The organism is Mycobacterium arosiense ATCC BAA-1401 = DSM 45069, assembly GCF_002086125.1.
Taxonomy (GTDB): domain Bacteria; phylum Actinomycetota; class Actinomycetes; order Mycobacteriales; family Mycobacteriaceae; genus Mycobacterium; species Mycobacterium arosiense.
Window position 1 is genome coordinate 78,578 of sequence record NZ_MVHG01000015.1, and the last position, 16,340, is coordinate 94,917.

13 protein-coding genes, 1 pseudogene and 1 riboswitch are annotated in these 16,340 nt (G+C 68.7%); of the genes and pseudogenes, 6 read left to right on the forward strand and 8 right to left on the reverse strand.

Features of this window, described 5'->3' with window-relative positions; genetic code table 11:
- Window positions 1-40: 40 nt before the first annotated feature.
- The 3 genes from BST14_RS09430 to BST14_RS09440 all read left to right on the forward strand — a co-directional run bounded on the left by BST14_RS09430 (window position 41) and on the right by BST14_RS09440 (window position 4,614).
- Window positions 41-1,531, forward strand: coding sequence for a M28 family metallopeptidase (locus BST14_RS09430; RefSeq protein WP_083064238.1), 1,491 nt, complete (start codon window positions 41-43; stop codon window positions 1,529-1,531).
- Window positions 1,528-3,000, forward strand: coding sequence for a M28 family peptidase (locus tag BST14_RS09435; protein ID WP_083064239.1), 1,473 nt, complete (start codon window positions 1,528-1,530; stop codon window positions 2,998-3,000). The genes BST14_RS09430 and BST14_RS09435 overlap by 4 nt, the downstream gene beginning before the upstream one ends.
- A gap of 165 nt (window positions 3,001-3,165) precedes the next feature.
- Complete coding sequence (locus BST14_RS09440) at window positions 3,166-4,614, forward strand: neutral zinc metallopeptidase (RefSeq protein ID WP_083064240.1); 1,449 nt, start codon at window positions 3,166-3,168, stop codon at window positions 4,612-4,614.
- A gap of 15 nt (window positions 4,615-4,629) precedes the next feature.
- Here the strand turns inward: BST14_RS09440 and BST14_RS09445 are convergent, their stop codons facing one another.
- The 5 genes from BST14_RS09445 to thiC all read right to left on the reverse strand — a co-directional run bounded on the left by BST14_RS09445 (window position 4,630) and on the right by thiC (window position 9,225).
- Window positions 4,630-5,499, reverse strand: a complete 870-nt coding sequence (locus tag BST14_RS09445) for an LLM class F420-dependent oxidoreductase (protein ID WP_083064241.1) — start codon at window positions 5,497-5,499, stop codon at window positions 4,630-4,632.
- 24 nt (window positions 5,500-5,523) lie between these two features.
- Complete coding sequence (locus tag BST14_RS09450) at window positions 5,524-5,958, reverse strand: MarR family winged helix-turn-helix transcriptional regulator (RefSeq protein WP_083064242.1); 435 nt, start codon at window positions 5,956-5,958, stop codon at window positions 5,524-5,526.
- 46 nt (window positions 5,959-6,004) lie between these two features.
- Window positions 6,005-6,628 (reverse strand): alpha/beta hydrolase family protein, encoded by a 624-nt coding sequence (locus tag BST14_RS09455; RefSeq protein WP_083064243.1) that lies wholly within the window; start codon window positions 6,626-6,628, stop codon window positions 6,005-6,007.
- Between the two features lie 4 nt (window positions 6,629-6,632).
- Complete coding sequence (gene thiD, locus BST14_RS09460; RefSeq protein WP_083064244.1) at window positions 6,633-7,472, reverse strand: bifunctional hydroxymethylpyrimidine kinase/phosphomethylpyrimidine kinase; 840 nt, start codon at window positions 7,470-7,472, stop codon at window positions 6,633-6,635.
- 73 nt (window positions 7,473-7,545) lie between these two features.
- Complete coding sequence (gene thiC, locus BST14_RS09465; protein WP_083064245.1) at window positions 7,546-9,225, reverse strand: phosphomethylpyrimidine synthase ThiC; 1,680 nt, start codon at window positions 9,223-9,225, stop codon at window positions 7,546-7,548.
- Window positions 9,217-9,327, reverse strand: a riboswitch (TPP riboswitch). It overlaps the preceding gene by 9 nt.
- A gap of 108 nt (window positions 9,328-9,435) precedes the next feature.
- On the opposite strand from thiC, the gene BST14_RS09470 reads away from it, so the two are divergent.
- Together BST14_RS09470 and BST14_RS09475 are read left to right on the forward strand one after the other, a co-directional pair.
- Window positions 9,436-10,143: a PAS and ANTAR domain-containing protein gene (locus BST14_RS09470; RefSeq protein WP_083064246.1), complete on the forward strand. Its 708-nt coding sequence runs from the start codon at window positions 9,436-9,438 to the stop codon at window positions 10,141-10,143.
- Between the two features lie 138 nt (window positions 10,144-10,281).
- Window positions 10,282-10,632, forward strand: a complete 351-nt coding sequence (locus BST14_RS09475) for an STAS domain-containing protein (protein ID WP_083064247.1) — start codon at window positions 10,282-10,284, stop codon at window positions 10,630-10,632.
- 89 nt (window positions 10,633-10,721) lie between these two features.
- Here the strand turns inward: BST14_RS09475 and BST14_RS09480 are convergent, their stop codons facing one another.
- A complete protein-coding gene (locus tag BST14_RS09480; RefSeq protein ID WP_142279335.1) occupies window positions 10,722-10,997 on the reverse strand; it encodes a hypothetical protein in 276 nt (91 codons plus the stop codon).
- Window positions 10,998-11,069: 72 nt separating this feature from the next.
- Between BST14_RS09480 and BST14_RS30845 the strand changes: the two are divergent.
- Window positions 11,070-11,138, forward strand: a pseudogene (locus tag BST14_RS30845) (Rv1535 domain-containing protein); the annotation flags it as partial.
- On the opposite strand, the gene BST14_RS09485 reads toward BST14_RS30845, so the two are convergent.
- Window positions 11,119-15,561 carry a cation-translocating P-type ATPase gene (locus BST14_RS09485; RefSeq protein ID WP_083064249.1) on the reverse strand — a complete coding sequence of 1,481 codons (4,443 nt, stop codon included), beginning with the start codon at window positions 15,559-15,561 and terminating at the stop codon, window positions 11,119-11,121. The pseudogene BST14_RS30845 and the gene BST14_RS09485 overlap by 20 nt on opposite strands.
- A 21-nt stretch (window positions 15,562-15,582) precedes the next feature.
- On the reverse strand, window positions 15,583-16,056 hold the full coding sequence (locus BST14_RS09490) for a hypothetical protein (RefSeq protein ID WP_083064250.1): 474 nt from the start codon (window positions 16,054-16,056) through the stop codon (window positions 15,583-15,585).
- Between the last annotated feature and the right edge of the window lie 284 nt (window positions 16,057-16,340).

A 16,340-nucleotide genomic window follows, 5' to 3' on the forward strand; every position in this document is an offset into this window, starting at 1 on the left:
TGGTCCGGGCCGGCCGGGCCGCGGTCTAATCTTGGGCGCGATGGTGAACAAATCCACGACGATTCCGGCGATGCTGGCCGTGATCGTCCTGACCGCGTTGTCGGCCGGCTGCTCAGATCGGGCGTCCGGCTCGCAGCAAACACCGCGCGCCGCGGCCGAATTCGCCGCCGGCCTGCGCGACAAGGTCACCACCGACGCGATGATGGCCCACCTGTCGAAACTGCAAGAGATCGCCAACGCCAACAACGGCACTCGGGCGGTAGGTACGCCCGGATACGAGGCCAGCGTCGACTACGTGGCGAACGTCCTGCGCGGCAGCGGATTTGACGTGCAGACCCCCGAATTCTCGGCGCGCGTGTTTCACGCCGAGAAGCCGGAGCTCACCGTCGGCGGTAAGTCGGTCGAGGCGCACGCTCTGGACTTCAGCCTCGGCACCCCGCCGGACGGGGTGAGCGGGCCGCTCGTCGTGGCGCCGCCGAACAATCTGGGCTGCGCGGCTTCCGACTATGCCACGTTGGCGCTGCGGGGCGCCGTGGTGCTGGTGGATCGCGGCACCTGCCCGTTCGCGCAGAAAGAAGACGCCGCCGCACAGCGCGGCGCCGTGGCGATGATCATCGCCGACAACGTCGACGAACAACAGATGGGCGGCACACTCGGCCCGACCACCGAGGTGAAGATTCCGGTGCTGAGCGTGACCAAATCGATGGGGGTGCAGCTACGCGGTCAGCCCGGCCCCACCACGATCAAGCTCACTGCGAGCGCCCAAAGCTTTCGGGCCCGCAACGTGATTGCGCAGACCAAGACCGGGTCGGCGGCCGACGTGGTGATGGCTGGGGCGCACCTGGACAGCGTGCCCGACGGCCCGGGTATCAATGACAATGGATCGGGCGTGGCCGCGGTGCTGGAAACCGCTGCGCGACTTGGGAGTACGCCGCCGGTGCACAACGCGCTACGGTTCGGCTTCTGGGGTGCGGAGGAGCTCGGACTGATCGGGTCGCGCAACTACGTCGAGTCGCTGGACTTGACGGGGTTGAAAAACCTTGCGCTGTACCTCAATTTCGACATGCTCGCGTCGCCGAACCCGGGCTACTTCACCTACGACGGCGACCAATCGCTGCCCGCGGACGCGCGCGGCCAGCCGGTGGTGCCCGAGGGCTCGGCCGGTATCGAGCGCACGCTGGTCGCCTACCTGAAGTCGGCCGGCAAGACCGCGCAGGACACCGCGTTCGACGGCCGGTCCGACTACGACGGGTTCACCCTGGCGGGCGTCCCCGCCGGCGGCCTGTTCTCGGGGGCCGAGGGGAAGATGTCGGCCGACCAGGCCAAGTTGTGGGGCGGCACCGCCGACCAACCGTTCGACCCCAACTACCACCAGAAGACCGACACCCTCGACCACATCGACCGCACCGCACTGAGAATCAACGGCGGCGGTGTGGCCTACGCGATCGGTCTGTACGCGCAGGACCTCGGCGGCCACAACGGTGTCCCCGCCATGGCGGACCGCACGCGGCACGTGCTCACCAAATCATGATGTCCCGGCTTGCCGCGACACTGTTGCTGATCGCCGCGCTGGCGGCCGGGTGTTCGGACACCAGGCCGGGGCTACCGGCCGCCACCCCGGACCTTGCGCACGGTCTGGCCAAGCGGGTGGGCGTCGAGGGCCTGCTGACCCACCTGCGCGCGCTGCAAAACATCGCCAACGCCAATGGCGGCAACCGCGCGGACGGAACACCCGGCTTCGAGGCCAGCGTGGACTACGTGGCCAAGGCGCTGCGCGACAAGGGTTTCGACGTCCAGACGCCGCAGTTCGACCGGCTCTATACCGTGTCGTTGGGCAAGCCGGCGCTGACCGTCGCGGGCCGCACCTATCCCGTCGACCAGGCTTCGCTGCTGGTCCAAACGCCGCCCGGCGGACTGACCGGCCAGCCGGTCCGGCCGGCCCGGCCCTCGGGGTGCACGGCCGGCGATTACCCGGCAACGCTGCCCAAGGGGTCGATCGCCGTCGTCGACGACGCGCACTGTTCGGTGGTCGACAAACAGAACAGCGCAGTGGCCAAGGGCGCGAGCGCGCTGATCGTGCTCAGTTCGCCCACCGGGCGGGGCGCGCCGCCCACGCTGTTCACCCCCGGATATTTCAAGCAGCTGACCGTGCCGGTCGCCGTGCTGGGTTCGTATGGCGCCGCCGCGCTGAGCGGCTCCACGGCACCGGTACGCCTGGTGCTGGATGCGCGCAACGTCAAGATCACTTCGCGAAACATCGTGGCGCAGACCAAGACCGGGTCGGCCCACGACGTCGTCCTGGTGGGCGCGCACCTGGACGGCTCCCGCGCCAGCCCCGGGATCAACGACGACGGTTCCGGGGTGGCCGCCGTGCTGGAGACGGCGCTGCGACTGGGCCCGCTGGCCCCTGTGAACAATGCGGTGCGGTTTGTGTTCTGGGGCGCCGAGGAGGACGGCCGAAACGGCGTGATGGACTACGTGTTCGGCATGGACCGCGAGCAACTCAACGACATCGCGCTCTACCTGAACTTCACCATGCTGGGGTCGCCGAATGCGGGATTCTTCACCGACGACGGTGATCAGTCCGGCCCGCCCGCCCCCAACGTCTCGGCCGCTGACGTGCCCGAGGGTTCGGCCGGCATCGAACGCACCCTGGCCGGTTATCTGAACCTCGCCGGCAAGCGTCCCGCCGACATGCCGTTGGACACCAGGGCCGACTACCACCCGTTCATGGTGGCCGGCGTGCCGGTAGGGGGCATGACCACCGGCGCCGCGCAGCCGAAATCCCCCGTGCAGGCCCGGTTGTGGGGCGGCCAGGCCGGCGTGCCGTTCGATCCCAATTTCCAGAGCCCGCGCGACACCGTCGACAACATCAACCGGGAAGCGTTGGCGGTCATGGGTTCTGGCGTCGCGTTCGTCGTCGGCAGCTATGCGGAGTCCATCGGTGGGGTCAACGGGGTGCCGCCACACAACAAGAGGCATCGCACCCGGGTGCCGTAACCGCGCGGCTTGTCGGCGCTCTGCGGCGTGATCGAACCTACCTTTTAGCAGCCCCGCGTCGGGCCCTTGTTTGCTGGGTCCTCGATTCCTGCTGCCGGGACGGCTGATACCTCTAGGATGAGTTTCCTTGATGCTGCGCCATAGCCGGTCGGGATGAGGTTGGTCATGAATAGCCGTGCGCTCAGGTCGGCACTCCTGTGGGCGTCGGCGATGGTCGTGGTGGCCGGTTGCACGACGTTCGTCGACGGACGCGCCCTGTCGATGCTCAACGACCCGTTTCTGGTCGGCGGGTTGCCCGCGACCAACGGACCCAGCGGGATCCGTTCGAACGCGCCCAGGCCCACCGGCAAGGTGCTCGATACCGACAACGGCGCCATCGACGCCCTGGCGCTGCTGTCGGTCAACGACATCGAGGACTACTGGCAATCGGTGTACGACCAATCGCTGCAGGGCAAGTTCGTTCCGGTCGGCAAGATGGTGTCCTACGACTCGACCGATCCGAGCAGCCCGCTCGTGTGCCACAACGACACCTACAAGCTCGTCAACGCCTTCTACACCGGCAAGTGCAATCTGATCGCCTGGGACCGGGGCGTATTCATGCCCATGGCGCAGAAGTATTTCGGCGACATGTCCGTCACCGGCGTGCTCGCGCACGAATTCGGACACGCGCTGCAGCAGATGGCAAAGCTGGTGACCAGACGGGACGCGACCATCGTCCACGAGCAGCGGGCCGACTGCTTCGCCGGCGTCTACCTGTACTGGGTCGCCGACGGCAAGTCGCCCCGTTTCACGCTGAGCACCGCCGACGGTCTCGACCACGTGCTGGCCGGGATCATCACCACGCGGGACCCGGTCATGGACAGCGAGACCCAAATCGACGACGCCCACGGCTCCGCCCTGGACCGGATCGGCGCCTTCCAAATGGGATTCCTTAACGGCGCCTCGGCCTGCGCGGCGATCAACCGTAAGGAAATCGAGAAGCGCCGCGGCGACCTGCCGAATGCCCTGCGGGTCGACTCCACCACCGGCACACCCGAGACCGGCGAGGTCCCGATCAGCCGAGACACCCTGTCGAATCTCATGGAGCTGCTGGGAAGGATCTTCGCCCCGGCGAGCCCTCCGGCACTGACCTACCAGCCGGCCGACTGTCACGACGCCAAGGCCACCCCGCCGGCGTCCTACTGCCCGGGCACCAACACCATCGTGGTCGACCTGCCCGGCCTCGCCGCCATGGGCACGGTCGCCGACGAGAAGCAACAGACCCTGCCGCAGGGCGACGACACCGCGCTGTCGGTCGTGATGTCCAGATACGCGCTGGCCGTCCAGCATGAACGCGGCCTGCCGATGCAGAGCCCATGGACCGCGCTGCGCACCGCATGCCTGACCGGTGTTGTACATCGCAAGATGGCCGAGCCGATCGACCTGCGCTCGCACAACCAATTGGTGCTGACCGCAGGCGATCTCGACGAGGCGGTCGCCGGCCTGCTCACCAACCATCTGGTCGCCAGCGACGCGGACGGCACCAGCGTGCCGGCCGGGTTCACCCGGATCAACGCGTTCCGCGGCGGCGTGACCGGCAACGCGGACGCCTGTTACTCGCGCTATCCCGGCTGACCGATCACCGGCCGATCAACCGATTTCTACGAGCCTGGGGATCACTTCATCGCCCAGGCGGCGAACGAAACCGACCGGGTCCGGATTGCCGGGGAACGGACCGGCATTGACCAGCTCGACGCCGAGTTCGGCGTAGCCCTCGACGGTCCTGAAGTATCCGTCCAGGTCCTCGAACGGATCGACGAAGTAGCCGACCGTCTTGCGGATCTCGCCGGGGTCGCGTCCGACCGCATCGCAGTGACGGTGCAGCACCTCGATCTTGTGCTTGACCGCGTCGACCTCGGCCATCGTGGAATTCCAGATGTCGGCGTACTGCGCGACCAGACGCAGCGTCTTCTTCTCCCCGTCCCCGCCGATCAACACCGGGGGACGCCGAATCGGTTGTGGCGCACAGATCGTCTCGGCCAGCTGATAGTGCTTGCCTTCGTATGGGCCGTCGTTGTCGCTCCACATCTGCCGGCAGATCTGCAGTGTTTCCTCGAGCATCTCGAAGCGTCGGCTCACCGGCGGATACGGAAAGCCGAGGGCGGCGTGTTCCCGGTCGTACCAGGCCGCGTCGAGTCCCAATATCGACCGGCCCTGCGACAAGACGTCCAGCGTCGTGACCGCCTTGGCCAGCAGCCCCGGGTACCGGTAGGTGACGCCGGTGACCAACAGGCCCAGGTCGATCCTCGCCGTGTGTGCGGCCAAGAAGCCCAGTGAGGTGTACCCCTCCAGAAACGGGTCCTCCACCCGCCCCATGGCTTCCATCTGAAAGAAGTGGTCGGCCAGGGTGAACAGCGTCGCGCCGCCTTGCTCGGCCGCCGCGGCCGCCGCGGCCAGCGTCGGGCCCAGCCTGGCCGGGTCTCCCGGTAGGAAGTCGATGAAATGCAATCCCAATTCCATTGCCGCTTACGCCCTTTCGCGTTCTTATTGCTCGGTCAAGCGCTCGAGTAGCGACAACGCGTCGACGATGACGCGCCGCTCGGCCTCGGTGTAGCGCTCCTGGATGGTGCGCGCCAACCACTCCTCCCGGGCGCGCCGGCCACTTTCGGCGCGCCGTTTGCCGACCGGGGTCAGCGAAATTACTTGGCGTCGCCCGTCATTCGGATCCGGGGCGCGCTCGATGAGCCCGCGTTGGCTCAGGGCGGCCAGGATGGTGGCCATCGACTGCGGCCGCACCTGTTCGGCACCGGCCAATGCGCTGGCCGAGGACGGCCCCTCTTTCCACAGCCGGGTGAGCACCGCGGTCTGTGACGGTGTCAGACTGTCGGTGGCGATGTCCTTCAACCGGCGCCGTAGCCGGCTGAACACCACCCTGATGTCGCGCGCCGCCGCCACCGCGGAGTCGCTGATGCCATCCACGCCATCACTCTAAATTAGACAGTTGAAACTGTCCAGTTTTGGCTGTCTATTTCCGCCCGAGCAGCTGCAGCGCCGCATCGACGGCCAACGCCGGTACGTTCAACGTCTTGGACCGCAGATCGTGGCGGGCACTGGCGATCTCGACGACGGCGGCGGTCCCGGTGACCAAGGCGGCCGCGGCGCGCAGTTCGTCGGGCGTGCCGAACGGATCGGACGTCCCGTGCGTGAACACGGTCGGCACGGTGATGTCAGGCAGGTGCTCGGTGCGAGTGCGTTCGGGTTTGCCGGGGGGATGGACCGGATAGGAGAAGAGCGTCAGCACATCCACCGCCGCCTCCGCGGCGGCGACGACCATGGACGTCTGCCGGCCGCCATAGGAATGCCCGCCGGCGATCAGCGGTCCGTCGGCCAGGCCGCGGCACACCCCGATGGCCTCGACGATGCCGGTCCGGTCGGTGGCGGCGGAACCCGACGGTGGCCCGGTGGGCCGGCGGCGCCGGTAGGGCAGGTTGTAGCGCACCGCAAGCCAGCCCCGTTGCGCCCACTCGTCGCAAACCTGTTGCAGCAGAACGGCGTCCCGGTTTCCGCCGGCGCCGTGAGTTAGGACCACCACGCCTGTCGGGTCGCCCACGGGAAGGTGCGCGATGCCCGCGATCTCGTCGAGATTCATGCGATCATGACAGCCGAAACAGTGGGGAGACGAGGCCGTGGCCGCGGCCCAGCGGATATGCGGCGCGCAGACATTCGGTCACCCAGCGCTTGCCGAACTCGACGGCGTCCGGAACGGTGAAGCCGTGCGCCAGCGCGCACGCGACGGCGCTGGCGAGTGTGTCGCCACCGCCGTGGTCGTTACCGGTCGCGATCCGCTGGGCATCGAATACGTAAAAGTCGGCGCCGTCATAGAGCAGGTCGCTGCTGCGCTCCGATGACCGTAAATGACCACCCTTCACCAGCACCCATTGCGGGCCCAGCGCGTGCAGCGCCTTGGCCGCCGCCCGCTGCGACTCGGCGTCGACCACGTCGACATCGACCAGCAGCCGCACCTCGTCGAGGTTGGGCGTCACCAGCGTCGCTAACGGAAACAGTTGGCTGCGAAGCGAATCCAGGGCGGCCGGCGCCATCAGCGCGTCGCCGTGCATGGACGCCGCCACCGGGTCGACGACGAGTGGAACCGACAACCCCAGCCCCCGCCAGGTGCTGGCGACGGTGTCGATGATGCGGGGCGACGCCAGCATTCCGGTCTTGGCGGATTGAATGCCGATGTCGGCGACGACCGCCTCCATCTGCCCCGCGACCACGTCATCGGGCACCTCGTGAAAGCTCTGCACGCCCAACGTGTTCTGGACGGTGACGGCGGTGACCGCGACGCACGCGTGCACGCCCAGCAGCGCCATGGTGCGCATGTCGGCTTCGATGCCCGCGCCGCCCCCGGAGTCCGATCCGGCGATGGACAGCACCCGCCGCGGCGTGGTGCCCGGCGATGGTAGAGGCAGAACGGGAGGCAGCTCGCTCATTGTGCCGGATCACCGCGACCCGGCCCCCGCAAGCGGGAGGTGCCCCCGGCGCCCGGCCGCGCCGCGCTTGAAATCACGGTTGGGTGATCGGCAGGTACACCCGGTTGCCGTGCTCGGCGAACTCACGCGACTTCTCGGCCATGCCCTCGCTCATGGCAGCCTCGATCGCCTCCTCGCTGTCGAGGCCGTGTTTGGCGGCGTAGTCGCGAACGTCCTGGGTGATGCGCATCGAGCAGAACTTCGGTCCGCACATGGAGCAGAAGTGCGCGGTCTTGGCCGGTTCGGCCGGCAGCGTCTCGTCGTGATATTCCCGCGCGGTGTCCGGGTCCAGCGACAGTGCGAACTGGTCGTTCCATCGGAACTCGAAGCGGGCCTGGCTCAACGCGTTGTCGCGCTCCTGCGCGTGCGGGTGGCCCTTGGCCAGATCGCCCGCGTGCGCGGCGATCTTGTAGGCGATCACCCCGTCCTTGACGTCCTTGCGGTCCGGCAGCCCCAGGTGTTCCTTGGGGGTGACGTAGCACAGCATCGCGGTGCCGGCCTGGGCGATGATGGCCGCGCCGATCGCCGAGGTGATGTGGTCATAGGCCGGGGCGATATCGGTGGCCAGCGGGCCCAGCGTGTAAAATGGGGCCTCCTCGCACCACTGTTCTTCCAGCCGCACGTTCTCGACGATCTTGTGCATCGGGATGTGACCCGGGCCCTCGATCATCACCTGCACGCCATGGGATTTGGCGATCTTGGTCAGCTCGCCCAGGGTGCGCAGCTCGGCGAACTGCGCGGCGTCGTTGGCATCGGCGATCGATCCCGGCCGCAGGCCGTCGCCCAGGGAGAAGGTGACGTCGTAGCGGGCGAAGATCTCGCAGAGCTCGTCGAAGTTGGTGTACAGGAACGACTCCCGGTGATGCGCCAGGCACCAGGCGGCCATGATCGAGCCGCCGCGCGACACGATGCCGGTGACCCGCTTGGCGGTCAGCGGCACGTAGCGCAGCAGCACACCGGCGTGCACGGTCATGTAGTCCACGCCCTGCTCGCACTGCTCGATCACGGTGTCGCGGTAGAGCTCCCAGGTCAGTTCGGTCGGATCGCCCTTGGTCTTTTCCAGCGCCTGATAGATGGGCACGGTGCCGACCGGCACCGGCGAGTTGCGCAGGATCCACTCGCGGGTCTCGTGAATGTTCTTGCCGGTGGACAGGTCCATGATGGTGTCGGCGCCCCAGCGGGTGGCCCACACCATCTTGTCGACCTCCTCGGCGATCGACGATGTCACCGCCGAGTTGCCGATGTTTGCGTTCACCTTGGTCGCAAACGCCTTGCCGATGATCATCGGCTCGCTCTCGGGGTGGTTGTGGTTGGCCGGGATCACCGCGCGGCCCCGGGCGACCTCGTCGCGCACCAGCTCGGCGGGCATGCCCTCGCGGGCGGCGATGAACGCCATCTCCGCGGTGATCTCGCCGGCGCGGGCGCGCTGCAGCTGGGTGCCGCGATCGCGGACCACGCCGGGGCGCGCCGGCAGTCCGGCCGTCAGATCGATCGTCGCGTCCGGATCGGTGTAGGGCCCCGAGGTGTCGTACAGGTCGAAATCGTCGCCGGTGGACAGGTGCACCCGCCGCAGCGGCACCCGCAGGGTGAGCCCGGCTGGGCCCTCGATCTCGCGGTAGGCCTTGCTGCTGCCCCAGATGGGTCCGGTGGTGACGGCCGGCTCAACGCTGTGCGTGGTGGTGCCGGACGCAGTTCCGGAAAGGACATCAGTCATTTTTCATCTCCCTACGCCGGCATTACCCGGTCAGGTTCGTACGGTCGACGGCCCCGAGCCGTCCTCTCAGCGCACTCGGCGTGCGCTCCCGCGTCGTATGGATGGGTCCGCATGCGACGTTACCCCGACGGCCGACCGCGTGGCAGGGTGCGATGGCCTTTTCAGCCGGGACGGTAGCCGCGGGCGTTCGCGGAGTGGAAAAATGCAAACGTGCGACAGCGCAGGCGAACAGGGGAATCGTCATCCGAGCCGGGCGGCGCGCGATTTTCCGAGCCGACCGAGCCGGCCCCCGGATACCTGAACATCGGCGCGTTCCGCTTCTGGTTCGTGGGCCAGCGGTGGGAATGGTCCGACGAGGTGGCCAGGATGCACGGCTACGAGCCCAACGAGGTCGAGCCGACGACCGAACTGCTGTTGTCGCACAAGCATCCCGACGATCGCGCGCACGTGCAGGAGCTGCTCGACTACGCACTGCAGTCCGCCGAGTCGTTCTCCAGCCGGCACCGGTTCATCGACACCGCCGGCACGGTGCACGACTCGATCGTCGTCGCCGACCGCATGCTGGACGAGTCGGGCACCGTGCTGGGCACCGCGGGTTACTACATCGACCTCACCAACACCTTCGACGAGACCCGCCAGGAGGTGCTCGACACGGCGCTGCCCGACCTGTTCGAGAGCCGCGCGGCCATCGAGCAGGCCAAGGGCGTGCTGATGTACGTCTACCGGGTCAGCGCCGAGCAGGCGTTTCGGGTACTGCAGTGGCGCTCGCAGGAGACCAATGTGAAGCTGCGGTCGCTGGCCAGGCAACTGCTCGCCGAAGTGGCCGCGCTGCCGGTCCCGGCGGCGGCGCTGCAGAGTCAGTTCGACCATTTGCTGCTGACCGCTCACGAGCGAATTCCGGCCGAGCCCGGCGGGTAACCGGTGAATCGACAAACGGGCAGGTCGGGTACGGGTTAGTCTCGGGCCATCTGCGATGCGCGACCGCGCGTCTGTGCCGCGTCTTCGGGCTTAGCAGGCAGCAGATCCCAACGTTGGCTGTGGCGAAAGGCATGAAAGTTGTTGGCGGTCGAACACGAGGCCCACGACGGCGTAGTGGTCGTGAGTGTCAAAGGCGATGTCGACTCCAGTAACGTTGGTGAGCTCGCCGCTCACCTGACCACGGCGGTCGGGCTGGCCCTGACACCGCCGGTGCGCCCGGTGGTGATCGACTTGCTGGCGGTCGAATTTTTCGGGAGCGCGGCGCTCAACGCGGTGCTCGACTGTCATGACAACGCCAAGGTCGGCGGGACCGCGGTGCGGCTAGTCGCCGACCACGACCAGGTGCTGCGGCCGATTCAGGTCACCGAGGTGGACCGGGTGTTCGACATCTACCCCACCCTGACCGCGGCGTTGCAGCGACGACGATAGCCATGAATGCGCGACTGCCGGCTGACCTTGCCGGCAAAACCCGGCCGCGAGGTTGCCCTCGCGGGAAGCGCCCCGGCGGCCCGACCCGATTAGGCCTCCTCCATCGCCTCGCCGAGCTCTTCGAGAAGCTTGTTGTGGTGGTTGCTGGCCAGCAGGTGTCCGGCAGCGATGACCAGGGCCACCGGCCAGTCGATGAGTTCGAGGGCCGCCAGGGCCGCCAACCCGCCGAAGTAGGCCAACTGCTCTGGCCTGGGGATTTCCACCTGGCCGATGGCCGGTAAATTCACCGCGAAGGTCTCACCCTCGCGGATCTTGGCCACCGCCTCGCGCTGGGGGGTGCCGCGCCGCGACTGCTTTTCCGCCATCATTTGCCTTTCGGTAACGAAGGGTTTCCCGCCTCGCTGGGTCACGCGTACAACGTCGGACCTATGTCGACGATGACCGACCCCGGGGGCGATCCGCTGGTTTCGTCGTTTGCTTCGGTGCTCAGGGTGCCGTTACTGGAACTCTATGCGCTGTTGTGGCGCGTCGGGGTGGTCGAAATTCGGAACCCGGAACGGGAGGCTCGGCGAGATCCGACGGAGGCTCGGGATCTGATTTGTCCGGACCCGTCAGCACACGCGACAGCACGCCGGTTGCGACCGTCGCCGCCGCGGCGGCGCCCAGGCCCTGGGCCCAGCCGAACGGTCCGAGCGGCGTACAGCCGAGCAGCTGGCTGACGCCCGGCGTGCTGATCAGCACCCCGACCAGGCCGAGCGAACCCAACGCGGTGAGCACCACCAGCGGGGCCTGCGACTCCAACAGCGTCTGGCCCAGTTCGGTCCCCACCAGCGCGACCAGCGCGACGGTCGAGGCGCGTTGCGGACTACTCAGCGGGCCGCTGAGGCCCGCCATCGCCCACGCCGCCGTCGTCGCCGCCGCCGTGGTGACGCCCCGGATGGTCACCGCCTGCCACAACGCGGCCTGATCCGCGCCGCGTAACTGCGGGTTGATCGGACCGCTGGGCTTGCTCACCGCGAGTGCGGCGGCCGGCAGCGCATCGGTCATCGTGTTGACCAGCAGCAGCTGGCGCGTGTTCAGGGGCGACGTGCCCGTGATGGCACTGCCGATGATCGCGAAGATCACCTCGCCGGCGTTGCCGCCGAGCAGCACCGACACCGCCGACTGGACCCGTCGCCACAACTGGTGTCCTTCCCGGATGGCCTCCATCAGCGCCTCGATGCGGCCGTCGACCAGCACCACGTCGGCCACCAGGTGGGCGGGATCGCTGCCGTGGGCGACGACGCCGATGCCGACCGTGGCGGACCGGATGGCGGCGGCGTCGTTGGCGCCGTCGCCGACCATCGCGGTCCGCACGTCCGCGTTCTCGAGCGCCTGGACAACCTGGACCTTGTTCTCCGGCGTCATGCGGGCGAAGATCACCCGCTCCGCCGCGACGCGCTCTTGTTCCTTGCGCGACAAGGCCTCCCATTCGGCGCCGCTGATGACCTGATCGGCGGTCACGCTGAGCCCGAGTTCGGCGGCGATGGCCTTGGCGGTGATCGGGTGGTCACCCGTGATCAGCTTGACGCCGACGCCGAGGCCGTCGAGGTCGGCGAGCAATTGCTTGGCCTTCGCGCGTGGGGTGTCGGACAGGCCGAGGAATCCGGTCAGCGTCAGCCCGCTGGTGCAGTACTCGGCGATGTCATCGGGATTGTCCGCGATCGCCCGAGCCTGTTGCGCGGTCAGCTCGCGGCGCGCCACCGCGATGACACGCAGCCCGCCCGCGGCGAGTTCGGCGACCGTGCCCTCCATCGCCCCGGTGTCCCCGCTGGCGGCCAAGACCACCTCGGGCGCGCCCTTGACGGTCAGCTCGGTGCCGGTCACCGAGGCGGAGAACGACCGACCGGAGCGGAACGGCAGGTGCGCGGTCCGCGGTGTGGCTGCCGCGCCGTCGGCGGACCCGGCCTCCGCACCAGCCTCGACGATGGCGACATCGGTGGCGTGCACTTGGGTGCCGCCGTTCGTCACGGGCGCGGCGTGCACGGCGCAGCGCAGCACCTCCTCGCGCGAGTGTCCGGCCGCCGGGTGAACCTGCGAGACCCGGAGGCGGTTCTCGCTGAGCGTCCCGGTCTTGTCGAAGCACACGACCTGGATGCGGCCGAGCGCCTCCACCGAGCGCGGAACCCGCACCAGCGCGCCGAACTTCGTCAGCCGTCGCGCCGACGACGCCTGGGCCAGCGTGGCCACCAGCGGCATTCCCTCGGGAACGGCGGCGACCGCGATGGCGATGGCGCTGCCCACCGCGTGCTGCAGGGGGAGGCGGCGCAACAGCCCGAGCGCGCCGACCAGCGCACCGCCGGTGATGCTCACCGGAAGCGCCTTCGTGGTCAGCTGGCCGAGCTGGTGCTGCAGACCGATGTCGGAGGACAGCTCACCCGAGATGAGGTCGGCGGCGCGGCGCTGCTGGGTGTCGGGTCCGACCGCGGTCACCAGCGCCACCGCGGTGCCGGCCACCACGGTGGTCCCGGCGAACACCATGCAGCGGCGCTCGGCGAGCGGCGCCCCCGGCGTCGCCTCGACCTGCTTCTCCACCGACAGCGATTCGCCTGTGAGCGTCGACTCGTCGACCTCGACGTCGACCTCTTCGACGACGCGGGCGTCGGCGGGCACCACCTCGTGGGTGCGCACCTCGATGACGTCGCCCGGCCGCAGTTGCGCGGCGTCGACGAGCGCGTACGTCCGCTCACCGTCCGCGCCGATGACGACCTTGCGGGCGGGCGGAACCTGTTGGGCTAGGAGGTAATTCAACCGCTTCTCGGCGCGCAGCCGCTGCGCGGCGGCCAAAATCGAGTTCCCGGTCAGCACGGTGCCGACCAACATCGCATCGACGGGCGAACCGAGCACGGCGCTGGCCGCCGAGCCGAGCGCCATCACTGGGGTCAGCGGGTCGGACAATTCGGCGCGCACGGCCTTGGCGAGCTGCCAGACCGCTTGCACGGGCGTCTCCGCCACGCGCAGGGGCGCGGGGGTGCCTCGCTCCGTCGGGGCGGGCCGCGGAAAATCCTGCTCCGGCAACGCCTTACGGACCTGCTCGACCGGCATCGCGTGCCATTCGTGCGTGGCCGCCGGGTGCGGGGTGTCCGCATTGAGAACCCCGCGGGCGAGCAGATAGCCCGAGAGCAGACCGGCCGCCGCGCCGACGTTCACCGTTTCGGATCCGAGGTTGCCCCGCACGCCCGGGATCATGAACAACGACCCCATCGCGGTGGCGCCGGCCGAAATCCCGATGCCGCGCTGGGTCGCGGCGGCGGCCGCGGGCAGCGCGTGCAGCACCCGCCAGACGGCCGCCAGGTCCGGCAACAGCAAATCGGCGTTCCACAGCGGGGCGGCGCGACCGCTCGCTGGCAACACGCCCAGCGCGAGGTGCGACGACGAAATAGCTTGTGCAGCCATAGATGACAGCACGGCCACGGTGCGGCCGGCCTCTTGCAAATCGTCCACCGCGGCGGCGAGTGCGTCGTCGACTGATTTGTTGGTCCCGCTCTTGCACGGCCGGACCTCGTCGAACGCCGGTCGCAACTCGTCGAGGGACTCGTGGTCGACCGTCAGCAGTTGCGCCCCGCCGCGGTTGGCCTCGCCGACCACCGCCGAGGCGAGCGGGTCGTGGGCGGGCAGGAACAGCGCCTCGACCTGCGCATCGGACCGGACGCCCGAAACCTTGCGCCAGCCGGGGCGCAGGCCGGTGTTGTCCAGCATGAGCTGGGCGCGGCTCCACGCCGCGGCCAGCTCGCTGTCACTCGCGCCGCGGATGCGGGCCACCCGCAATGTGTCGGTACACAACACGCGAGGGTCGATGACGATCGTGTCGATCTTGTTCAGCCGCCGCAGGCTTTCCGGCCGCAACGGGAGCACTGAGTGTCGCTCGGCCAGGCCGCGACCCAGCGTTGCGGCGAACGCCTCGGGGGTGGTCCGGTTGGCCTTGGGGGTTGTTACCTGCACCGCGGTGGCGGCCATGTTCAGGTTGCGGGTGCCGGCGCCGATAGCTCCGGCGCTGAGCGCCTGGAGGAGCGCGAAGCGACCGGGAGCCCGCTCCCTGCCCCGCGACGGCTGCGGTCGCCGCGAGCGGTAGGTCAGCGGTTGGTCGGCGTGCCGCGCGAGCTCGGGTTCGTGCTCTTCCCACGCGCGCGCCTCGGCGCGGCACTCGGCGACCTTCAACAACTGCATCGTCAGCCCCAGCGACAGCGACGTCGGCGACTGAGAAAGCGTTTGGCTGGTCGCCTGGACCAGCGTCATCACGGTGTCGGTGGCGGGGCCCCCGATCCGGTCCTCGAGCCGGCGGCGCAGCCAGGGCTGGTAGTCGAAGAACGTGATGCCCGCGGCGATGGTGACCGGCAGTCGGGGCAGCCGCGTCGCCCGGCCGAACAGCGCCACCCCCAGCCCCGCCGCATTGGCGGCCACGGTGACCGCCCTGGTCGCCAGCACCAGGCCGTCGCCCGGCAGGCTCGCCGACGTCGCCGGCCGATCGGCACCTTGTGAAGGCGCGCAACGGTTTTCGGATTCCTCGACGACACCGCACAGGTCGCTCAGCGAAGTGTTTGGATCGTCGAGGTCCACGACCACCCGGGACAGGGGGTAATTCAGCTTTGCTGACGCCACGCCGGGATGGGCCAGGATGGCCTCGAGCACGGTCGGACCGAGTGGGCCGTCGGCCGCGTCGGCCAGCCCGCGCACCTCGATCCACGCGCGGTTGTTGCCACGCCAGCAATGCCGGCGCAGCGTGGCGCGGGTGAGTTCGCCGGAGAGCGCCTTGGCGCCCTCGCGCAAGGGGATGGTCGCGATGTCGATACTGGTTTCGATACTCGCTCGCGCCAGATCGGTTGTCGTTTGTAGGCCCGCGAAAACCAGTCGCGACGGCAGCGACCGTCGCAGAGACGTTGTGATACTCAAGACTTCAGTAAGGATTCCGTGTCAGTTGGTGCTGCGCAGCGCGGCGCTGCCGGCGCGACGGCCGGTGGCCTTCTTGGCCGGTTTACTGGCGGCCGCCCGTTTGGTGGGGGCCTTTTGCGGTGGCGACTTGCGCGGTTGGGGCTCGGGTTCGGGCTTGGTCGGCACCGTCGTCAGCTTTGCCCGGGGCGGCGGGGCGGACTCCTTCTGTTGGCGGGCGATCCGCTGTAACAGCAGAGCGCTGCCGCCGACCGCCAGCAGCAGCGGCCACTCGACCAGTCCGGCCACGCCCAGCGCGCCGATCGCCAGCGCCGCTGCGGGCGCCGAATGGCTGCCGCTGTTCATGCCGCGCTTGATGCCTTCGGCGGCACCTGTGACGCCGCCGATTACTCCGTTGACCGCCGCGCCGCCCACGGCACCGGCGGCCGCGGTCGTCGCGTTCGCCGCGCGGTTCACCGCCTGACTCACGCCTCGGACTGCTCCGCCGATGACACTCATGATGACTCCCTGGCTTTAATTGCTTCTGCCGCGAACCGGTGTCGGCAGCGGGGGATTCCCGCTGAAGGCAGCCTTGACAACAAAGCAATATGGTTTTCGCTGATCTTTAAAGACTGCCACCTCGCCATCGCGCAGACAACGCGAAGCCGCATCAAATTTGCCTGAGCTTAACGCGATGGTGCACCCAATCCGGGTAGGAGGGACCGGGGCTAGGGCGTGTCTGACAAATGGGGTAGCCAGAGGGTGATGGCGCGTAGGACTGCTGCGCCGCGGTAGACGACGGC

Bases quoted from the DNA above. Each gene is read 5' to 3' on its own strand.
- BST14_RS09435 (WP_083064239.1), top strand. From the start codon at position 1,528: ATGATGTCCCGGCTTGCCGCGACACTGTTGCTGATCGCCGCGCTGGCG.
- BST14_RS09490 (WP_083064250.1), bottom strand. From the start codon at position 16,056: ATGAGTGTCATCGGCGGAGCAGTCCGAGGCGTGAGTCAGGCGGTGAAC.
- BST14_RS09440 (WP_083064240.1), top strand. From the start codon at position 3,166: ATGAATAGCCGTGCGCTCAGGTCGGCACTCCTGTGGGCGTCGGCGATG.
- BST14_RS09480 (WP_142279335.1), bottom strand. From the start codon at position 10,997: ATGGCGGAAAAGCAGTCGCGGCGCGGCACCCCCCAGCGCGAGGCGGTG.
- thiD (WP_083064244.1), bottom strand. From the start codon at position 7,472: ATGAGCGAGCTGCCTCCCGTTCTGCCTCTACCATCGCCGGGCACCACG.
- thiC (WP_083064245.1), bottom strand. From the start codon at position 9,225: ATGACTGATGTCCTTTCCGGAACTGCGTCCGGCACCACCACGCACAGC.
- BST14_RS09455 (WP_083064243.1), bottom strand. From the start codon at position 6,628: ATGAATCTCGACGAGATCGCGGGCATCGCGCACCTTCCCGTGGGCGAC.
- BST14_RS09430 (WP_083064238.1), top strand. From the start codon at position 41: ATGGTGAACAAATCCACGACGATTCCGGCGATGCTGGCCGTGATCGTC.
- BST14_RS09445 (WP_083064241.1), bottom strand. From the start codon at position 5,499: ATGGAATTGGGATTGCATTTCATCGACTTCCTACCGGGAGACCCGGCC.